The following is a 21129-nucleotide window of genomic DNA, read 5'->3' as shown; positions in this document are numbered from 1 at the left end:
GTTCCATAAACGGGGGCGAGTGACCTCGCCCCAGGGTCGATCAGGCACTTTTACGCAGCAGGCCCTGTTTTTTCAGGTAAATCAGCAAAATGGAGATCGCTGCTGGTGTAATGCCTGAAATACGCGAGGCCTGCCCAATGGAGGTAGGTTTGTGATCGTTGAGTTTGGCGATCACTTCATTCGACAAGCCATTAACCTGACGATAGTCGAGATCGCCAGGCAGCAAGGTGTTTTCGTTGCGTTGCTGGCGGTCAATTTCTTCCTGCTGGCGTGCAATGTACCCTTCATACTTCACCTGAATCTCAACCTGCTCTGCAGATTGCTCGTCAGATAATGCCGGGCCATAACTCGGTAACGTCATCAGCAGTTCGTAGGTCATTTCCGGGCGACGCAACAGATCTTCACCGCTGGCTTCTTTCGTCAGTGGCGCACTGATGACGCTATTCACTTCGCCCACATTGTCTGATTTCGGATGTACCCACAGATCGCGCAGGCGCTGGCGCTCCTGCTCAATCGCTTCCAGCTTCTGGTTATAACGCGCCCAACGCGCATCATCGACCAGACCCAACTCGCGACCTTTTTCTGTCAAACGCAGATCGGCGTTGTCTTCGCGCAGCATCAAACGATATTCCGCGCGCGAGGTAAACATACGGTACGGTTCTTTGGTGCCGAGGGTGCAGAGATCGTCAACCAGCACACCGAGATAAGCCTGGTCGCGGCGCGGCGCCCAGCCCTCTTTGTCTGCTGAGGCACGTGCAGCGTTCAAACCGGCCAGCAAGCCCTGCGCCGCAGCTTCTTCATAACCGGTGGTGCCGTTAATCTGACCGGCAAAGAACAGCCCGTGGATAAATTTGCTTTCCAGCGTCGGCTTCAGATCGCGCGGATCGAAGAAATCGTACTCGATGGCATAACCTGGGCGCACAATCTTTGCGTTCTCCAGACCTTTCATCGAACGGACGATCTGCATCTGCACGTCAAACGGCAAGCTGGTGGAGATACCGTTAGGGTAGATCTCGTTGCTGGTCAGCCCTTCCGGTTCAAGGAAGATCTGATGCGCATTACGATCGGCAAAGCGCATCACTTTGTCTTCGATCGATGGGCAGTAACGTGGTCCGATCCCTTCAATGATCCCGGCATACATCGGGCTGCGATCGAGGTTATTGCGGATCACATCGTGCGTTTGTTCGTTGGTATGGGTGATCCAGCATGGCACTTGTTGCGGATGCTGAGAAACATTACCCATAAACGAGAACACCGGCATTGGCGTATCGCCATGCTGCGGTGTCAGCACCGAAAAATCGATGGTGCGTGCGTCAATACGGGGCGGCGTACCAGTTTTCAGACGATTTACGCGCAGCGGCAAAGCACGCAGGCGTTTCGCCAGTGGAATGGATGGCGGATCGCCAGCACGGCCACCGCTGTAGTTATCCAGACCAATATGAATTTTGCCGTCAAGGAATGTCCCGACTGTCAGCACCACACTTTTGGCACGGAATTTCAGGCCCATCTGCGTGACAGCACCGACGACGCGATCGTTTTCCACAATCAGATCGTCAACGGCCTGCTGGAAGATCATCAGGTTCGGCTGGTTCTCCAACGCCGTACGTACTGCCTGGCGATAGAGCACGCGGTCGGCTTGCGCACGCGTTGCCCGCACAGCAGGACCTTTGCTCGCGTTTAGTATCCTAAACTGAATGCCGGCCTGGTCAATTGCTGTCGCCATCAAACCGCCTAAGGCATCCACTTCCTTCACCAGGTGTCCTTTCCCAATGCCACCAATCGCCGGGTTGCAGGACATTTGTCCAAGCGTATCAATGTTATGGGTGAGTAACAGCGTTTGCTGACCCATTCGGGCAGCGGCCATCGCGGCTTCTGTGCCCGCATGACCACCACCGATTACGATGACGTCAAAAGGATCTGGATAAAACATGAAGTGGGTCCTCGTTAATGTTCGGACAGGGATCGTTGCCCTGGGCGGTGGATTCTACTGAAATTCTGTCGACTGCGAAAGCCGCGGGATCCTGCGGTTTAAAAGAAAGGATCTTTATTCTTTTATATGATCTCTCTGTTAGATCTCTTATTAGGATCGTCAGGGTCTGTTGATAACCCCGAAAAGCAAAGCATTAACAGAGGATTAGAGAGGATCGCTTGCTGTGAATGATCGGTGATCCTGATCCGTATAAGCTGGGATCTAAATGGCGACTTATACACAGCCGAAAAAAGCATCACGGGTAGTTATTGGGATAACTACCGGTTATACGCAAGATTAAGGCTGTGTTATCCACAGACAATGGCATAAAAAAAACAATAAAACAGCGAAATAAACTGGGGATCGTTCACTTTTCCCGATCCCCAACCGGCAAAGATCGTCTTAAATTTGCGTTTTCCAGGTCTCAACCCACACTTCAGCCGGATCCTCAGGAATCTCATGTTCGAGAACGTCGATCTCCAGGCGATCGCCAATGCGTTTGGCGCCTAACTGGTTGAGTTGATCTTCCAGCAGCTTAATGGCACCGCAGAAAAGGTCATATTCATGGTTGCCGATACCCACTGCGCCATAACGTACCGCGGAAAGGTCCGGCTGCGTTTCCTGCAAGGCTTCATATAAAGGAAGCAGATTGTCTGGCAGTTCGCCCGCACCGTGCGTGGAAGTCACAATCAGCCAGATCCCTTCCTGTGGCAGCTCGTCCAGCTCTGGCCCGTGCAGCACCTCGGTTGAAAAGCCCGCTTCCTGCAGTTTTGCTTCCAGATGTTCGGCGACGTATTCGGCGCTGCCAAGGGTACTGCCACTGATTAAGGTAATATCGGCCATGATCTTCTCCCGCACTAAAGGCGAGCATTGTACGCTGTGATCAAGCCGTGATCCACCTGTGGAAAACAGGGTTAATAACAGAAAGCATCAGCCGACAAGGCGCATCACACAAGTGATCCGCCTGGGAAAAGGTTGTGCACAGGAAAGAGAGGGAATTACGGCTTGATGGTACGCATGATCGGGTTTTGCAGCGAGATCAGGGTTTCGGTGGACTGGATTTCGTCTATGGTCTGGATCTTGTTGATCAACACCTGCTGAAGTGCATCGATGGATCGGCACATCACCTTAATAAAGATGCTGTAGTGGCCGGTGGTGTACCAGGCTTCTACCACTTCATCCAGCGCCTCCAGCTTGCTGAGTGCTGCGGGATAATCGCGGGCGCTTTTCAGAATGATGCCGATAAAGCAGCAGACATCAAAACCCAACTGACGAGGATCGATTTCAACACGAGTGCCCAGGATAATGCCTGCCTGGCGCATTTTTTCTACGCGTACGTGAATGGTGCCGGGACTGACATTGAACTGTTTGGCCAGCTCGGCATATGCGGTGCGCGCGTTTTCCAACAGCGCATTGAGAATGCCGCGATCAAGGTTATCCAGTTGCAGTTGTTCTGCCATCATCCATCCTCTTTAAGTTCTTCTTCTATGAACAGTGGAGAATGTGCAGCAAATTAGCAGTGCAGGCAAGGTGCAGACCGCGTGGTAGCCGCAGTCTGCACGCTTTTTTTATCGCTTACGCCAGATTGTGAGCTGCGCTTCGGTATGTTGATACTTGCGCGCCGTCTCGCGGATCACAAACGGCACATCCTGCGGCGGCACCACTTCTTCAAAGGCATCACGCAGCAAACGCTGCAATGCCTGATAGGTCGTCAAAGCTTCACCGTTCTCACGCACGCCGCCCAGCCAGTTCTCCTTCGGCGTGAATTCCTCCAGCCAGGTATAAGGCGACGAAAGCACCAAAAGCCCGCCAGAGCGGATCATCGGGATGACGTCCTGCAGGAAACGTTTTGGCTGACGCAGACGATCGATCAGGTTTGAAGCCAATACCAGATCGTAACGATCCGGCTGCGGTTTAAGATTACAGGCGTCGCCCTGCACAAACTGAATGCGTGCCGCTTGCTCGTCACTAACATTGAAGTCCTTCAGGCGCACCTGGCGATATTCCACCAGCTCGCCCTCTTCCGGCACCACATAGCGGAAGTCCTCACCGGAGGTCAGCTGCAGCGCTACATCAATAAAGCGCGCGGAATAATCCATGCCTGTGACCGTCGCGAAATGGCGTGCCAGTTCAAAACTGGCACGGCCGGTCGCGCAGCCGAGGTCCAGAGCCACACCGCGTTGTTTGCAGTGCGGCAGCAGTTTTTCCACCAGCGCCACGGCGTAATTCGGCACGTTGTAGTAGTCCGGTCCGTACTGGAAATCGAGATACTGTGACACCATGCTGTCCGTTTCATACGGATTGAGTGCCATGGTCTCTTCATGTGAGGAGACCACATAGCGGAAACCGGCGTGCTGGAAGAAATGACGACGGAAGGCATAACGAGCCGATTTTAACGCCTCGTTGCCGGTGGAAATCCAACTGCCACCTTTGATCAGCGCGTGTTTGCCGTCGAAGGTCGGCGTCGAGAAATCGTCATACAGCGGATGAACTTTGAAACCTTCGAAACCGTTAGTTGGCGTTGTGGTCCACTGCCAGACGTTGCCAACAATGTCGAAAAACTCGCCCTGCGCAAAGCGATCCACAGGACTGGATGAAGCCCAATAGGCCAGATTGATATTGCCGGGCGCCTCGATCCAGTCGGGCTGATCGCCGCTCACCTGTTCGCGTAGCTGCATCCATTCGGCTTCACAAGGGAGTTGAATAGATTTACCCGTCTCTTCCGCCAGCCAGCGACAAAACGCGGCGGCTTCAAGCTGATTCACTTCCGCTGGCCAGTCCCACGGCAGAGCGACTTCTTCAGCCATTAAGCGCAGTTTCAGTTGATCGGGTTGCGTAATCTCGCCGACCCAGAAGGTGGGCATTTGCGCGCCAGAGAATTCACGCCAGCCCCAGCCTTCCTCATCCCACCAGCGCTGATCCTGATAGCCGTTAGCGGCGATAAAGCGATAAAACTCGGCGTTGCTGACCAGCATTTTACTGGCCTTAAATGGTTTGAGTTCAGTTACCTGATTGCCGTATTCGTTATCCCAGCCGTAAGTGTCATCCGTTTTGCCTTGTTGCACGCGACCGCCAGGCATCGCAATCAGCGAGTTATCCGGAACCGATGCGCGATCGTGGCGCGCCTGCGGACAAACCGGCCAATGCGCCTGCGGTTTTACCCATTCTATCGGTAGCTGGCGGATCAGCACGCTGGAGGTTTCCAGGTGGATACGCTCATGTTCAATGCCCATCAATACCACCCAAGCCGGGCTTTCCCAGGTGATCGGCAGTTCCAGCGGCATGGTGCGAATAAACTCGCTCACCAGGTTTTTGACTTTTCCACGGTAGTCACGCACCTCTTCGACCGTCGGCCAGGCGTAATGGCTGTCGTTGAGATCGTCCCAGCTCATCTCGTCCACGCCGATTGCCATCATGGCTTCGATGCGATCGTCTACGCGGTTGTCCAGATAGCGACCAGCCATCAGCTTATTCATATAGAACGTAGCGGTGTGGCCAAAGTAGAAGATCAACGGATGGCGTAATGAGATCGCTTTGTTGAAATACGCGCGTTCGTCGGCAAGGCAATCAAACAGGCTTTCGTACAGCTCCCAGGTTTGGGTGAAATACGCCAGCAGCTCGCTCCGTTTTTGTTCGGCGTTTTGGCCGGAGAGCTGCAAAGTGCGGGTCGGTGCAGGAAGTTGGGCGGTGTTCACAAGATGCTCCAGATGCTCAGTGTGCGAACTATTCACTATAGCAAATAAGCATTTCTGCCAGATGAATTAGCGTTTCCAGCGGCGCAGCAGGCGGCTTTTCAGTCCGGTATCGAAGCGCCAGATGTGATCGAAGATGCGCAGAATGCCCGGTTTACCGTGAAGCGACATCGCCACTGCGTGGAAACGCTGTTGATGCTGGCGCTGGCGTTGCTTGATCGCGTTGATGGTGTCATCCGGTAAACGCTGGGCGATAAAATCCGACACGATCACCGCATCGGCCTCATCCCAGACGCTGCCCTCCATACGTTTAACCACCGCAGCAAGGCAAGCCGCCAGATCGGTGCCACCACGAAAACGTTGGCTAAGAAAACGGATAGCCTGCTCAATGCCGCTATCGGCAGTGAGTTCGTAGCCAATCACTTCGTGAGCGAACAGCATGATGTAGCAGCGGCGCTTATCGGCTAATGCCACCTTTAACAGCGCAAGGCAGAAGGCTTTGGCGCAGCGTTCGTTGAATCCGCCCATCGAGCCTGATGTATCGACACAAACAATAAAAGGGCCGCGCGGCTGCGCTTCATGCTGCTGATGGCTGACCGGGCGCAGTGTGACTTTCTCGTGCCAGGCATCACCTTGTAACTGGTAAGTCAGCAGGCGTTTTTCCACCAGGCGACGATAAAATTCCAGCTCCAGCTCACTGATGCTCAGCGCCGCCAGCTCAGGCGGTAACAGACGCAGTACGTCATCGCTCTGATGAATACCGCTGACCTCTTCCGGCACATGATCGGGCTCACGCACCAGTTGGTGAAATTCTTCCAGCGGTGCATCCTGCGAAGGCACCGATTTGGCTTCGCGGCTGCGGCCCAACTGCTGCGCCAGTTTCATTAATTCCGGCTGCTGTGCGAGGAAATCGCCATATTGCACAATCAGCTCATAATCACCGTGCTGAAGTGACGCTTTGCTCATATCCCACAAACGTCCGGCTGCGGCTTCATCATCGTTGGTAAGGATTGGCGCCAGCTGGCCACTGATTGCCATCCGTTGCTGCAGCTCGGCCATCAGACGTTCGCGCTGCTCCTCAAGAAGGGTTTCGTTGAGCGTGAGCGTTTGCAGCGTCAGGCTGAGTCGCCAGCGTTGCAAAAACAGCGTGTGCTGAGCATTGCTCAGTTGTTCAGCTTCGTTGTGCAGCAGCAGTTTGCTGGCTTCTTCGAGAAATGGCGACGGCAGGTTTTTTAGCTGCGACATAATGTGGGGAAGCTGGTGGCTGAAATCCTGCGTGCTGATCAATTGCATTTGCTGAAACAGCTGAAACTCCTGCGCCAGCGCTTCCGGCACCGGCGTGGTTTTCATCTGTTCCGCGATTTCAGTGCGCCAGCGGGGTAAATCGCGCATTAAGGCTTGTTTCATGCGCGGAAATTTTTCAAAGAACAGCGCCAGCTGTGGCGACGCGAGCAGGGCCAGAATCAACTCTTCGATTAACTCCGTTTCGCCAATCGATAACAGCGTGCTCAGCGTCTCCAGTGAGATCATTTACGCGCCTGTTTCAGCTGTTCTGCCACATCCTGCAGGCTGGTTTCAATACGTGCCAGCCAGTCATCGCTGATAAACAAGCAGCGATGGTGCTGGCTAAACAGCGTGCGCTGTGCGCGGAGCTGGGTATCCAGCGCTTCGTATTCATCCTGGATTTCCTGCGGCATGTCGCTACTGTTGCTGGCTCCGGGCAATGTTAAGCGTGTGGATTGCAGGCTGACATCGCGTAGCGTCAGGCAGTGATGCGCATCCACCAGCAGATCCAGCGTCTGGCCAAAACCAATGCCATTCAGTTTGCCGCGAATTTCACCGCCTTTAATCAGCCACTGGGTTAAGGCTTCACGGGCAATCAGCACATGCGTCACTTGCATGTCGTGCAGCGTTAACGGCTGTTGCAGCATGAGCGTCAGTTGTTCATCGCTGATGGCAGCAGGCAATTCGTAATGGGGTTTGCGGCTAAACATACCGCTGTGTTTCTCCAGCGTCAGCGCTTGTGCCACGCTCTGCTGCTGTTGCAAGGCGAGACGACGTGCTTTGATCTGCTGCAGTTTGTGCAGCAACGCCTGCTGTTGCCAGGCGTGCTGGGTCATCAAAGCATCAATTTCGCGATCCAATAGCTGCATCGATGCGACGTCATGCCACAGGCAATCCTTGAGCAGAATCAGATCGATCGGCGCAATGGTCACGCGGCCACTGTAAAACGCACTGGCCTGCAGCAGATGAATCGCTTTTTTCCAGCGGCGATCGGAAATGTAAGGTGCGCTGGGCAAATTCTCCAGTTGCTGACGCAGTTGGTAAATCAGCTCAAACACATGATCAGGTAAGGAGACCTGGCTGATGCCTTTCTGCCACTGGTGATACTCTTCATCACTGATGCGCAGCGCTTCCGTCACCGGATTATCATTTTCGTCCTGCTGGTGGGTGAGCATGCTGCGGAAGTTCTGCTTCTCATGCACGTTATCCAGCCATAGGCGAATCAACATGCGATCATACAAGGCTTCCAGCCCGCTATCGGCCTCCGGCAATTCGTTGGAAGCGGTCACCAGCAGGCGCATCGGAATCTTTTCTTCGCTGTCGCCATTGCGAAAGCGGCGTTCGTTGATGGCGGTGAGTAAGGTGTTCAATATCGCCGGACCGGCTTTCCAGATTTCATCAAGGAAGACGATTTCGGCATCCGGCAGATAGCCTTTGGTTAATCGCTGATAACGACCTTCATCTTTTAACGCCTGAATCGACAGCGGGCCAAACACTTCTTCAGGGGTAGAAAAACGGGTCATCAGGTATTCAAAGGCGCGGGCGTGTTGGAAGGCGTATTTCAGGCGGCGGGCAATCAAGCTCTTGGCAATGCCGGGCGGCCCCAGCAAAAATACGCTCTCGCCACTGAGTGCAGCTAATAAGCACAGGCGGATCGCATGATGCCGTTCATACAGCCCTTTCTCCAGGGCGTTACTCAGGCGAGAAATTCTTTCTGCCAAAAGATGGGGTTGAGCCATAATCACATCATTGTCCTTCTGATCCTGGAGCCGTCATATTCTGGCGAGCGCAATACTCTACTGGTTATCATGCTTGATTGCGTTGATAGCCGTCAGCTTTTTTGTTTCAGAAGGTTGAGGCGAGAGAACTCGCTGCTTCAGACGGTTTTTGGCGCCTAATTTCGGCGAAAAACCGCCTCGCTGACGTCATGATGACATGTTGTAAGAGTAGGTTTTTTTGGGAATATGTGCATACTGTGCGCTTTTTGATGGCCTGAGCGGTAGGCAAGTGCCTCATCGGCTCCAACAAAAGACAACTTATGAGCTCGGATAAGAAGCAGTCCCTTGGCGCAGTCACACTCGCCGCGATTGGCGTGGTGTATGGCGATATCGGTACCAGCCCGCTCTATACTTTGCGTGAATGTCTCTCCGGTCAGTTTGGCTTTGGCGTAGAACGCGAAGCGGTATTTGGCTTTCTCTCGCTGATCTTCTGGTTGCTGATTTTAGTGGTGTCACTGAAGTACATCAGTTACGTGATGCGTGCCGATAACGCCGGTGAAGGCGGGATCCTGACCTTGATGTCACTGGCCGGACGCAATACCGGTGCACGTGCGACGGCGATTCTTGTCATCATGGGGCTGATTGGTGGCAGCTTCTTCTATGGTGAAGTGGTGATCACGCCCGCCGTCTCGGTGTTGTCGGCGATTGAAGGGCTGGAGATTGCGGCACCGAGCCTGGATGCGTATATCGTTCCGCTTGCGATTGCAGTGCTGACGCTGCTGTTTGTGATTCAGAAGCACGGTACCGGCATCGTGGGTAAGCTGTTTGCGCCGGTGATGCTGGTGTGGTTTATCATTCTGGCCGTGCTGGGCGCGCGTAGCATCATCAGTAACCCTGATGTGCTGCATGCCATGAACCCGTATTGGGCGATGCACTTCTTTATCCAGTACAAAACGGTGTCGTTCTTTGCGCTCGGCGCGGTGGTATTGGCCATTACCGGTGTGGAAGCGCTGTATGCGGATATGGGCCACTTCGGCAAATTCCCGATTCGTCTTGCCTGGTTTATCGTGGTGCTGCCCTCGCTGGTGCTGAACTACTTTGGTCAGGGCGCGCTGCTACTTAAACATCCCGAAGCGATCAAAAACCCCTTCTTCCTGCTGGCGCCAGACTGGATGCTGATTCCCATGCTGATTCTGGCGACGCTGGCCACGGTTATCGCCTCGCAGGCGGTGATCTCTGGTGTGTTCTCCTTAACACGTCAGGCGGTGCGTTTAGGCTATCTCCCGCCGATGCGTATCGTGCACACCTCGGAAGAAGAATCGGGTCAGATTTACATTCCGGTGATCAACTGGCTGCTCTACTTCTCCGTGGTGATCGTGATTGTTGGCTTTGAGCACTCCAGTAACCTGGCGGCGGCTTACGGCATCGCGGTAACCGGCACCATGGTGCTGACTGCGATTCTCTGCTCCACGGTGGCAATTCAGAACTGGCACTGGAACCGTTATCTGGTGGTGCTGATTCTGATTGGCATGCTGTGTATTGACGTGTCCTTGTTCTCGGCAAACCTGGTCAAAGTATTCTCCGGCGGTTGGCTGCCGCTGACCCTGGCACTGATGATGTTTATCGTTATGACCACCTGGAAAAGCGAGCGCTTCCGCCTGTTGCGTCGTATGCATGAGCACGGCAATTCGCTTGAAGCGATGATCGCTTCGCTGGAGAAATCTCCGCCGGTACGCGTGCCGGGCACCGCAGTCTATATGTCGCGTGCCCTGAATGTGATCCCTTTTGCCATGCTGCATAATCTCAAGCACAACAAAGTGCTGCATGAGCGTGTGGTACTGCTGACGCTACGTACTGAGGATGCGCCTTACGTGCATAACGTGCGTCGCGTTACCATCGAACAGTTATCGCCCACCTTCTGGCGCGTGGTGGCGAGTTACGGCTGGCGTGAAACCCCGAACGTGGAAGAAATTTTCCACCGCTGCGGGCTGGAAGGTCTCAACTGCCGCATGATGGAAACCTCATTCTTCATGTCCCATGAATCGCTGATTATTGGCGATCGCCCGTGGTATCTGCGTCTGCGCGGCAAACTGTTCCTTGCGCTGCAACGCAATGCGCTGCGTGCGCCGGATCAGTTTGAAATCCCGCCTAATCGCGTGATCGAGCTGGGCACGCAGGTCGAGATTTAAGGATTAAGCGCGTCACCAGCTCAAGGTGACGCGCAAGCCTTGAGGCTGCACATGGCTGAATGCGATGCGAATACCGTGCAGTTGCGCAATGTTTTTCACAATCGATATTCCTAAACCGCTGCCCGTTTGCGTTTGCCCCGGCGGTCGCCAGAAACGCTCACCAAGGCGCGCAAGCTGCTCATCGCTAACGCCTGACCCGTTATCTTCAATAATTATCGTCCGCGCGTTTAACGTGAACTGAATCTGGCTGCCCGGCGGCGCATAGCGCAGCGCGTTATCCAGCAGGTTACGCATCAGCAAATTCAACAGCAGAGGATGACCGTTCATCACTGGTTCGGCCTGTGCATGCAATTGCAGATCCATCTGCTGCGCCTCGGCCTGTGGAAAATGTTCTATCAGAAGCTTTTGCAGCAGCGGTGCCAGTGGCACCGGCTGAAATTCGCTGCGCAGATCGTCCGCTTCCACTCTTGATAGCGTCAAGAGTTGATCCACCAGCCGTGTGGCGCGCTGGATGCCGCTATCAAGCTGCTGCAATGCCCGTTTGCGCATTGCTTCGTCATCATCCGCCAGCTGAATCACCTCACTCTGCACGCGCAGTGCAGCTAACGGACTGCGCAGTTCGTGCGCCGCATCGGAGGTAAAACGGCGCTCGCGCTGCACGAGTTGCGCCATACGGTGAAACAGCCCGTTTAATGCCGCCACCAACGGCTGCACCTCTTTGGGCAAGCGTGCTTCGTCGAGCGGTGTGGCGTCATCGGGTGCTCGCAACTGGAGTGATGCCGTCAGGCGCTTTAGCGGGCGCAATTCGAACCACACCAATGCCAGCAGCATCAGCAGCATAAAGGGCATGGCGTAAAGCCACGGCATCAAACTCGCCAGTGCCAGATCGCGCGTCATATCGTCGCGGTATTCCCACTCCTGGCCCACTACCACGCGATATTGTTTATCAGCAGAAGTCAGCCAAAGCAGCCGCCAACTGTCATCGTCGCCGCGCAGACGACCCTCGCGAAAACCGTCACGCTTATCATCAAACTGCATATCGCGCCCGTTCTCGCCATCGTTAAGCAACGGCTGGCCGTCCGCACGGAAAATGGCAAACGCCAGTGCATCATCATCCTGATCGCCGCGGTGATGGCGCAAAATGGATTTGGTTTTTGGCAGTGAGGCGGCGTGCAAGCTGGTGGGATCGAGTGACAGCAGGCGTTTGGCAAACAGCATTTGCTGGGTATCGAATAGCTCATTAACGGTGTCGCGGGTCTGATGGCAGGCGCTGTAACTGGCCACCGCACCGCACAGCGTAATCAGCAGCACAAAGCCGATGGCGAGTCGTAGAAACAGACTCATTCTGCCGCACCGAGTGTATAACCCACGCCGTGAACGGTACGAATAAACGCTGTGCCGAGCTTTTTGCGCAGATGGTGAATATGCACTTCTACTGCGTTGCTGGAGACATCGTCATCCCAGCTGTAGAGTTTTTCCTCCAGCTGGCTGCGGGTTAGCACGCGACCTGGATTGCGCATAAACAGCTCCAGCAGCGCCAGTTCACGGCTCTTCAGGCTGATGGTTTCGCCGTCAATCCAGACGCTGTGGCTGCTGGGCGACATCACCACCTTGCCGTGTTTCAACTCGGGCTGAAGTTGTCCATGACGGCGGCGAATCAGCGCCTGTAAACGCGCGGCGACTTCAGCGAGCGCGAAGGGCTTACACAAATAGTCGTCAGCGCCTGACTGTAATCCTTGTATGCGCTGATCGAGCGCATCGCGTGCGGTGAGGATCAGCACGGGTACATCTGCGCCCTGCTCACGCCATTGACGCAGGATCTCCAGCCCATCACGCCCGGGCAGCGAAAGATCCAGTACCACGGCATCCCAGGGTGCGGCCGATAAAGCCTGAAATCCCGCTTCGCCTGACACGAACCAGTCAGCGCTGAAGCCGAGTTTCGTTAGCCCGACTTTCAGGCCATCGCCAATCAGCGTGTCGTCCTCGATCAATAATATGCGCATGTGTTTCTCCTTGAGTGCAAGAGTCGTTATACGAAGCAAAAATCCGCTTGTACAGCGTCAATCGCCGCAGATTGGCTATTTTTCGTGTTTTTTTACCCCTTAAGATCCTGTTAAGAACCCTGTGCTGTAATAGCCTCCGTATCCCACACATTCATGGAACAGAGGTGAAAAATGAAAAAGAGTGCAGCGTTAATCGCGATTATTATGTTGGCTTCCACGCCGGTTCTGGCCGCACAACAGGGGGGATTTGTTGACCCGAGTGCGCCAAAGGCTCAGGTTCACGCAGGTGGCTTCCAGGCGGATAACACCAGTGTAGTGACCGTTAAGCAGGCTGAAGAGATGAAAGACGACAGCTGGATCACCGTGCGCGGTTATCTCGATAAGCAAATCGGCGATGAGGATTATCTGTTCCGTGACGGTAGCGGCAACATGAAAGTGGAAATCGACCATAAGCGTTGGCACGGACAGACCATCACTCCGAAGGATCAGGTTGAACTGACCGGCGAGCTGGATAAGGACTTTAATTCCATTGAACTGGACGTTAAGCAGGTCCGCAAGCTGCCATAACACCCTTCAGAGCCGCTCAGGCGGCTCGCATCCACCACCAAACTCAAATTATTCCCGGCACAAGCGAAACGTTTCGATGGCGATCACATTTCCGTGATGACGTCATTGAGTTGCCGCGCACATTTAATACACTCACGCTCAGCGAAACGTTTCGCTGTGGAGTGGAAGAAATGAAAAAAGGTCGCTTGTTAAACGCTGAACTCTCTCATGTGATTGCCCGCCTGGGGCACACCGATACGCTGACGATTGCGGATGCGGGCTTGCCGATTCCGGCCGGACCACAGCGAATCGACCTGGCGTTGACGCCGGGAACGCCCGAATTTTTACAGGTGGTTGATGTTGTCACTCAGGAGATGCAAGTCGAAAGCGCCCTGATGGCGGAGGAGATCAAGCAACACAATCCGCAACTCCACAGCGCACTGCTCGCCGTGCTCGATGCCTTGCAACGGCACCAGGGGAATGTCATCACCATCCGTTACACCAGCCATGAACAGTTCAAACAAGAAACGCAGTGTAGCCAGGCCGTCATTCGCAGCGGAGAGTGTTCTCCGTATGCGAATGTCATCCTGAGCGCTGGCGTAACCTTCTGAGGTCGTTATGCAACCGTTATTGCAACTCAAAGGGATTGAAAAGTCGTTTCCCGGCGTGAAAGCGCTGAATGGCGCTTCGCTGGCTGTTTATCCGGGGCGCGTGATGGCGCTGGTGGGTGAAAACGGCGCGGGGAAATCCACCATGATGAAAGTGCTGACCGGCATTTACAGCATGGATGCGGGCTCTCTGCAGTGGCTGGGCAAGGATGTGGCTTTTTCTGGACCGAAAGCGTCGCAGGAAGCGGGCATTGGCATTATTCATCAGGAACTCAACCTGATTCCGCAATTGACCGTTGCAGAGAATATTTTCCTCGGTCGCGAATTTATTAACCGCTTTGGCCGCATCGAATGGAACCGGATGTACGCCGAGGCGGATGCCTTATTACATCGTCTGAACCTGCGCTTCAATAGCCATAAGCTGGTGGGCGATTTATCGATTGGCGATCAGCAGATGGTTGAGATCGCCAAAGTACTTAGCTTCGAGTCGAAGGTCATCATTATGGATGAACCGACCGATGCGCTGACCGATACCGAAACCCTGTCGCTGTTCCGCGTCATCAATGAACTGAAAGCGCAGGGCTGCGGCATTGTTTATATCTCGCACCGTATGAAAGAGATCTTCGAGATTTGCGATGATGTCACCGTGTTTCGTGACGGGCAATTTATTGCCGAGCGCGCGGTGAGCGATCTCAGCGAAGAGAGTCTGATCGAGATGATGGTGGGCCGTAAGCTGGAAGATCAATATCCGCATATTGATCAGGCACCGGGCGATATTCGTTTAACTGTTAAAAATCTCAGCGGGCCGGGCGTGGATAACGTCAGTTTTAACCTACGCAAAGGGGAAATCCTTGGCATTTCCGGTTTAATGGGCGCGGGACGGACGGAACTGATGAAAGTGCTGTACGGCGCACTGCCTCGCAGCAACGGCACCGTTACGCTCAACGGTCGCGAAATTATTACCCGATCACCCCAGGACGGCCTGGCCAACGGCATCGTCTACATCTCAGAAGACCGCAAGCGCGATGGCCTGGTGCTCGGCATGTCGGTGAAAGAGAACATGTCATTGACCGCGCTGCGCTATTTCAGCCATGCCACCGGTAATCTGAAACACAGTGAAGAACAACTGGCAGTAGGCGACTTCATCCGTTTGTTCAACGTTAAAACCCCGTCAATGGAGCAGCCGATTGGCCTGCTGTCGGGTGGTAATCAGCAGAAAGTGGCGATTGCGCGCGGATTAATGACGCGCCCGAACGTACTGATTCTGGATGAGCCGACGCGTGGCGTGGACGTGGGTGCGAAAAAAGAGATTTATCAGTTAATTAACCAGTTTAAAGCCGAAGGGCTGAGCATCATTTTGGTGTCATCGGAAATGCCGGAAGTGCTGGGCATGAGCGATCGCATCCTGGTGATGCATGAAGGCCATCTGAGTGGCGAATTTTCCCGTGAGCAGGCTACCCAGGAATCCCTGATGGCGGCGGCAGTCGGTAAGCAACACAGCGAGGAGTTAGTTGTATGAGCACCCAAACCTTACCCGCCAGCCGTCGCTGGTTTAGCAAAGCCTGGCTGCTGGAGCAGAAATCGCTGATTGCGCTGATCGTGCTGATTGCCGTGGTGGCGAGCCAAAGCCCGAACTTCTTCACTGTTGCCAACATGTTCAACATCCTGCAGCAGACCTCGGTTAACGCCATTATGGCCGTCGGCATGACGCTGGTGATTCTGACGTCGGGTATTGATCTGTCGGTGGGATCGCTGCTGGCGCTCACCGGTGCGGTCGCCGCCTCGATTGTCGGTTTGGAAGTGAATGCGCTGGTGGCAGTAGCGGCTTCGCTGGCGCTGGGTGCGGCGATTGGTGGTATTACCGGCGTGATTGTGGCACGCGGCAAGGTACAGGCGTTTATCGCCACGCTGGTGATGATGCTGCTGCTGCGCGGCGTGACCATGGTGTACACCAACGGTAGCCCGATCAACACCGGTTTCAGTGATAACGCCGATCTGTTCGGCTGGTTCGGTATTGGCCGTCCGCTGGGTATCCCAACGCCGGTGTGGCTGATGGCAGTAGTGTTCGCGCTGGCGTGGTACATGCTGCATCACACGCGCCTCGGTCGTTACATTTATGCGTTAGGCGGCAATGAAGCGGCGACACGTCTGTCAGGCATCAATGTTAACCGCGTCAAAATCATCGTCTATTCGCTGTGTGGTCTGTTGGCGGCGCTGGCGGGCACCATCGAAGTCGCGCGCCTTTCCTCTGCGCAACCGACGGCAGGTACTGGTTATGAACTGGATGCGATTGCGGCGGTGGTCTTAGGCGGAACCAGCCTGGCGGGCGGCAAAGGTCGCATTATGGGCACGCTGATTGGCGCGCTGATCCTGGGTTTCCTGAACAACGGCCTGAATCTGATGGGCGTATCTTCTTACTACCAAATGATTGTCAAAGCCGTTGTCATTCTGCTGGCGGTGCTGGTGGATAACAAAAGCAGCAAATAACTCTGACCTTCACACAGGACTCTATAAATGAAAAAGTTAACTGCATTGGCCGTCATCCTTGGCGCCACCCTCAGTGCTGGCGCGATGGCTAAGGACACCATTGCGCTGGTTGTATCAACGCTGAATAATCCGTTCTTTGTGTCTCTGAAAGATGGCGCACAGAAAGAAGCCGACAAACTGGGTTATAACCTGGTGGTGCTGGATTCGCAGAATAACCCGGCGAAAGAGCTGGCGAACGTACAGGATCTGACTGTGCGTGGCACCAAGCTGATGCTGATTAACCCAACGGATTCTGATGCCGTGGGTAACGCCGTGAAGATGGCCAACCAGGCCAACATTCCGGTGATCACCCTGGACCGCGTGGCGGCACAAGGCACCGTGGTGAGCCACGTGGCTTCTGACAACCGCTTCGGCGGCAAAATGGCCGGTGACTTCATCGCGAAGAAACTGGGCGATGGCGCAAAAATCATCGAGCTGCAGGGTATTGCCGGGACTTCCGCAGCGCGCGAGCGTGGCGAAGGCTTCAAGCAGGCTGCTGATGCGCACAAATTTAATATCCTGGCGAGCCAGCCAGCAGATTTCGACCGTACTAAAGGTCTGAACGTGATGCAGAACCTGCTGCAGGCGCATCCGGATGTACAGGCTGTATTTGCTCAGAACGACGAAATGGCGCTGGGCGCACTGCGTGCGCTGCAGACTGCCGGTAAAACCGATGTACTGGTGGTGGGCTTTGACGGTACCGCTGACGGTGTGAAAGCGGTAGAAGCCGGTAAACTGACCGCCACAGTGGCGCAGATGCCTGATAAAATTGGCGTGATTGGTGTGGACACTGCAGATAAAGTGCTGAAAGGCGAAAAAGTACAGTCGGTTAATCCAGTTGACCTGAAGCTGGTCACCAAATAAAAAACAAAGAAAAGCATGGCAACGCGCCACCGTCCTGGTGGCGCAACTTTCTGGATCACTCCCTATGAACACAAGTGCAAAACTGGCGGTACTTGGCAGCATCAATGCCGACCACATTCTGAACCTCACCCATTTTCCGCGTCCGGGCGAAACGGTGATCGGCAAACAGTATCAGATTGCCTTTGGTGGCAAAGGGGCTAACCAGGCCGTGGCGGCCGGTCGTGCTGGCGCGGATATCGCTTTTATTGCCTGTGTAGGTGCAGATGACATTGGCGAACGTATCCGCCAGCAGCTGCAGCAGGACCGTATTGATACTGCTCCGGTAGAAATCGTGGCAGACGAAGCCACCGGCGTGGCGATGATCTTCGTTAATGGCGAAGGTGAAAATAATATCGGCATCTATTCCGGTGCTAACGCGGCGCTGACGCCAGCCTGTGTCGATCGCCATCAGCAAGTGATTGCTGATGCTGAGGCCTTGCTGATGCAGTTGGAATCGCCGCTGGAAAGCGTGTTGGCGGCAGCGAAGATTGCGCGTGCCAATGCCACGCAAGTGATTCTGAATCCAGCGCCTGCCACACATTTGTCTGATGAGCTGCTGGCCTTAATCGATATCATCACACCGAACGAAACCGAAGCTGAAATTCTGACTGGGATCGCGGTGAAGAATGATGAGGATGCCGCTCGTGCCGCACAGGCGTTGCATGATAAAGGCATCTCTACCGTTTTGATTACCCTGGGACGTCGCGGCGTGTGGCTGAGCGAACAGGGTAAAGGCGTGCGTATTCCGGGTTTCAGCGTGCAGGCCATCGATACCATCGCTGCGGGCGATACCTTTAACGGCGCCTTTATTACCGCGCGTCTGGAAGGTGTGGCGATGCATGATGCCGTGCGTTTTGCCCACGCTGCCGCCGCGATTGCGGTGACGCGTCCGGGTGCGCAGCCCTCAGTGCCGTGGCGCACTGAGATCGATAACTTCCTGCAGCAACAGGGTTAAGCCTTTGGCGACCATGAAAGATGTCGCCCGCCTGGCGGGCGTCTCCACTTCCACTGTTTCCCACGTCATCAATAACAATCGTTTTGTGAGCGAACAGGTGCGGGAAAAAGTGGATCAGGCAATCCGTGAGCTGAATTACGCGCCCTCCGCGCTGGCACGCAGCCTGAAAATCAACCAAACCCGCACTATTGGCATGTTACTGACGGCCAGCAGTAACCCGTTTTATTCAGAAGTGGTACGCGGCGTAGAAAATAGCTGCTACGAGCGCGGCTACAGTCTGATTCTGTGCAATACCGAAGGCGATGAAGAACGCATGAATCGCAGCCTCGAAACGCTGATGCAAAAGCGTGTCGATGGCTTATTAATGATGTGCACCGAGACGCACCTTCCCTCTGCGGAGATCCTCAATCGTTATCCGTCCGTACCCATGGTGATGATGGATTGGGCGCCGTTTGAAGGGCGTGGCGACATCATTCAGGATAATGCGCTGCTGGGCGGTGAATTGGCAACGCAGCATCTGATCGATCGCGGATACACGCGTATTGCCTGTATTGCCGGTCCGCAGGATAAAACTCCGGCGCGTTTGCGTCTGGAAGGTTTCCATAAAGCGATGACCAACAGTGGATTACCGGTGTTGCCCGGCTATGTGGTCGACGGTGATTTCGAATTTCAGGGTGGGTTTAATGCGATGAACCAGCTACTGACCCTTGAGTTGCTACCCGAAGCGGTTTTCACCAGTAACGATGCGATGGCAGTGGGCGTATATCACGCGCTATTCCAGGCGGGATTACGCGTGCCGCAAGATATCGCGGTGATGGGTTATGACAATATCGAACTGGCACGTTATCTCACACCACCGCTTAGTACCATCCATCAGCCCAAGGATGAACTGGGCGAACTGGCGATTGATACGCTGATTCATCGTATGAGCGATCCCGACGCCAGCCAGCAAACGCTGGTACTGACGCCGGAGCTGGTGGAACGCGGTTCGGTTTAAGCGGTTTTCTTCTTTTTCTCGCGATTAGCGATCAGATTGCGGCCATCGCCGGGACGCAGCATCAGGAAAGCAAACGCGGACAGCACGGTGATCACGCCCATCGTCAGGAAGGTGGCGTGGAATTGCTGCACGGTTGTGCTCTCGAAATCCTGATAGAAACGCAGTACCGCCGCACTGACGGCCACGCCAAAGCTGATCGATACCTGCTGCGTTACTGCCAGCACGCTGTTACCACCGCTGGCATTCTCATCATTCAAATCGGCCAGTGTGATGGTGTTCATCGCGGTGAATTGTGTCGACATCGCCATACCTAATACAAACAGCGCGGCTAACAGCATTAATACACTTTCACCCGGTGTTTGCAGTGAGAAGCTGGCGACAAGAATGCCGATGATGATGGTGATACCGACCAACGTTTTACGATAGCCGAAGCGACGTAGCACTTGTGTCACGGTGGATTTGGCCAGCAGCGAGCCAATCGCTGTTGGCCCCATCATGCAACCCGCTATCAGTGCGGGATAACCAAAGCCCACCTGTAACATCAATGGCATCAGGAAGGGAATACAACCCGTGCCCAGACGTGCCGCGATATTACCAATAATGCCGACCGAGAAGGTTCGGGTCTTAAACATCGGTAAGTTGATCAGCGGTGCAGGATGGCGGCGTGCATGCACTATATATAGAAGCAATAGCGCGACACCGGCTAACAGCACCAGCACCGCCTGCCACGGCGACACGATACGCTCTCCGAACAGTTCGATACCGACGGATATCAGCACCAGACCTAAGCCAAACAGAATGAAGCCGCCAAAATCAAAGCGGCGCTTAGGCGTGGTGAAATCCGGCATATATTTACGTGCATAGAAGATGCCCGCGATGCCAATGGGAATGTTGATCAGGAATATCCAGTGCCAGCTGGCGTAGGTGACCAGCAAGCCACCGAGCATCGGCCCCAGAATCGGTCCGACTAATCCCGGCATGGTCACAAAGTTAAGTACCGGCAGCAATTCACTGCGTGGATAAGCACGCAACAATGCCAGGCGCGCGACCGGCATCATCATCGCGCCACCAACACCCTGGATAATGCGTGAGATAACCAGCATGCTCAGCGAGCCCGAGAGTGCACAAGCTAAAGACCCCAACGTAAACAGTGAAACGGCCACGATAAAGACTTTGCGCGTGCCGAAGCGATCGGCCAGCCAGCCGCTGACCGGGATCAGCATGGCGACAGTGAGCGTATAGCTGATCACAGCAGATTGCATGGCAAGAGGGGAGCGGTCGAGACTGGTGGCGATAGCAGGAAGCGCAGTATTGAGGATGGTGGCATCGAGGGCTTGCATGAAAAACGCCATTGCGGCGATCCAGGGCAAGCCGGCCATACTGCGCGCGGAGCGAATCATTGAAAGTCCTTCTTTAATAATTGTTCAGTCTGCAACAAAGAAAACGGCGTTGGACTAACAGAATAGCATTGGTGCTTATACGCGTGACGCTGATTTGTGCCGCCAAACGGGCGCTTTTGACTGATTATTGATCGAGAAATGTCTGTTTTTAGCCTGTTCGGTTAAAAAAGTAGCGCTCAGTCAATTTTTTGCAATAAACCCTTGTCAGCTCCGAATAACTCCCTATAATGCGCCACCACTGAGACGGCAAAGCGGCAACGCAGACGGCTCAGCAGGGAGTGAAGAAATTCATCCCGCCGGAGAAAAACGCTGAAAAAAGTGTTTGACTCTGAAGGAGGA

17 protein-coding genes are annotated in these 21129 nt (G+C 54.5%); 8 read left to right on the top strand and 9 right to left on the bottom strand.

What is annotated here, in order from left to right:
* Positions 1–40 precede the first annotated feature (40 nt).
* From mnmG to ravA, 6 genes are all read right to left on the bottom strand, one after another.
* Positions 41–1930, bottom strand: coding sequence for a tRNA uridine-5-carboxymethylaminomethyl(34) synthesis enzyme MnmG (mnmG, locus tag WFP70_RS23435; RefSeq protein ID WP_166933374.1), 1890 nt, complete (start codon positions 1928–1930; stop codon positions 41–43).
* A 441-nt stretch (positions 1931–2371) separates the two neighbouring features.
* Positions 2372–2812 carry an FMN-binding protein MioC gene (gene mioC, locus WFP70_RS23430; protein ID WP_034830052.1) on the bottom strand — a complete coding sequence of 147 codons (441 nt, stop codon included), beginning with the start codon at positions 2810–2812 and terminating at the stop codon, positions 2372–2374.
* 155 nt (positions 2813–2967) lie between these two features.
* Positions 2968–3429: a transcriptional regulator AsnC gene (gene asnC / locus WFP70_RS23425; protein ID WP_034830053.1), complete on the bottom strand. Its 462-nt coding sequence runs from the start codon at positions 3427–3429 to the stop codon at positions 2968–2970.
* Between the two features lie 108 nt (positions 3430–3537).
* Complete coding sequence (ovoA, locus tag WFP70_RS23420) at positions 3538–5664, bottom strand: 5-histidylcysteine sulfoxide synthase (protein ID WP_337024566.1); 2127 nt, start codon at positions 5662–5664, stop codon at positions 3538–3540.
* A gap of 66 nt (positions 5665–5730) precedes the next feature.
* On the bottom strand, positions 5731–7191 hold the full coding sequence (gene viaA / locus WFP70_RS23415) for an ATPase RavA stimulator ViaA (RefSeq protein ID WP_337024565.1): 1461 nt from the start codon (positions 7189–7191) through the stop codon (positions 5731–5733).
* Positions 7188–8684 (bottom strand): ATPase RavA, encoded by a 1497-nt coding sequence (gene ravA / locus WFP70_RS23410; RefSeq protein WP_337024564.1) that lies wholly within the window; start codon positions 8682–8684, stop codon positions 7188–7190. The genes viaA and ravA overlap by 4 nt, the downstream gene beginning before the upstream one ends.
* A gap of 299 nt (positions 8685–8983) precedes the next feature.
* Here ravA and kup point away from each other — a divergent pair, with 299 nt between their 5' ends.
* On the top strand, positions 8984–10852 hold the full coding sequence (gene kup, locus WFP70_RS23405) for a low affinity potassium transporter Kup (protein WP_034830061.1): 1869 nt from the start codon (positions 8984–8986) through the stop codon (positions 10850–10852).
* 12 nt (positions 10853–10864) lie between these two features.
* Here kup and qseC read toward each other — a convergent pair whose 3' ends face one another.
* Positions 10865–12196, bottom strand: a complete 1332-nt coding sequence (qseC, locus tag WFP70_RS23400; protein WP_337024563.1) for a quorum sensing histidine kinase QseC — start codon at positions 12194–12196, stop codon at positions 10865–10867.
* Positions 12193–12855 (bottom strand): quorum sensing response regulator transcription factor QseB, encoded by a 663-nt coding sequence (qseB, locus tag WFP70_RS23395; RefSeq protein WP_337024562.1) that lies wholly within the window; start codon positions 12853–12855, stop codon positions 12193–12195. The genes qseC and qseB overlap by 4 nt, the downstream gene beginning before the upstream one ends.
* A gap of 171 nt (positions 12856–13026) precedes the next feature.
* Here qseB and WFP70_RS23390 point away from each other — a divergent pair, with 171 nt between their 5' ends.
* The 7 genes from WFP70_RS23390 (at position 13027) to rbsR (ending at position 19390) form a co-directional block, all read left to right on the top strand.
* Positions 13027–13422: a YgiW/YdeI family stress tolerance OB fold protein gene (locus WFP70_RS23390; protein WP_034830066.1), complete on the top strand. Its 396-nt coding sequence runs from the start codon at positions 13027–13029 to the stop codon at positions 13420–13422.
* Positions 13423–13592: 170 nt separating this feature from the next.
* Positions 13593–14012: a D-ribose pyranase gene (gene rbsD, locus WFP70_RS23385; RefSeq protein WP_034830068.1), complete on the top strand. Its 420-nt coding sequence runs from the start codon at positions 13593–13595 to the stop codon at positions 14010–14012.
* 7 nt (positions 14013–14019) lie between these two features.
* Positions 14020–15528 carry a ribose ABC transporter ATP-binding protein RbsA gene (rbsA, locus tag WFP70_RS23380; RefSeq protein ID WP_337024561.1) on the top strand — a complete coding sequence of 503 codons (1509 nt, stop codon included), beginning with the start codon at positions 14020–14022 and terminating at the stop codon, positions 15526–15528.
* Positions 15525–16496 (top strand): ribose ABC transporter permease, encoded by a 972-nt coding sequence (gene rbsC / locus WFP70_RS23375; protein ID WP_034830072.1) that lies wholly within the window; start codon positions 15525–15527, stop codon positions 16494–16496. Before rbsA ends, rbsC begins: the two co-directional genes overlap by 4 nt.
* A 27-nt stretch (positions 16497–16523) precedes the next feature.
* Positions 16524–17399, top strand: a complete 876-nt coding sequence (gene rbsB, locus WFP70_RS23370) for a ribose ABC transporter substrate-binding protein RbsB (protein ID WP_034830075.1) — start codon at positions 16524–16526, stop codon at positions 17397–17399.
* A gap of 64 nt (positions 17400–17463) precedes the next feature.
* A complete protein-coding gene (rbsK, locus tag WFP70_RS23365) occupies positions 17464–18393 on the top strand; it encodes a ribokinase (protein WP_337024560.1) in 930 nt (309 codons plus the stop codon).
* Between the two features lie 13 nt (positions 18394–18406).
* Positions 18407–19390, top strand: coding sequence for a ribose operon transcriptional repressor RbsR (rbsR, locus tag WFP70_RS23360; RefSeq protein ID WP_097118537.1), 984 nt, complete (start codon positions 18407–18409; stop codon positions 19388–19390).
* On the opposite strand, the gene mdtD is transcribed toward rbsR, so the two are convergent.
* Positions 19387–20790 (bottom strand): multidrug transporter subunit MdtD, encoded by a 1404-nt coding sequence (gene mdtD, locus WFP70_RS23355; protein WP_034830079.1) that lies wholly within the window; start codon positions 20788–20790, stop codon positions 19387–19389. The genes rbsR and mdtD overlap by 4 nt on opposite strands.
* Positions 20791–21129: the final 339 nt, after the last annotated feature.

Origin of the sequence: Pantoea sp. USMM079 (assembly GCF_037153115.1) — a bacterium.
GTDB classification, from domain to species: Bacteria; Pseudomonadota; Gammaproteobacteria; order Enterobacterales; family Enterobacteriaceae; genus Pantoea; species Pantoea communis.
The sequence above is the reverse complement of the archived record's forward strand: the minus strand, read 5'-3'. Positions and strand labels throughout refer to the sequence as shown.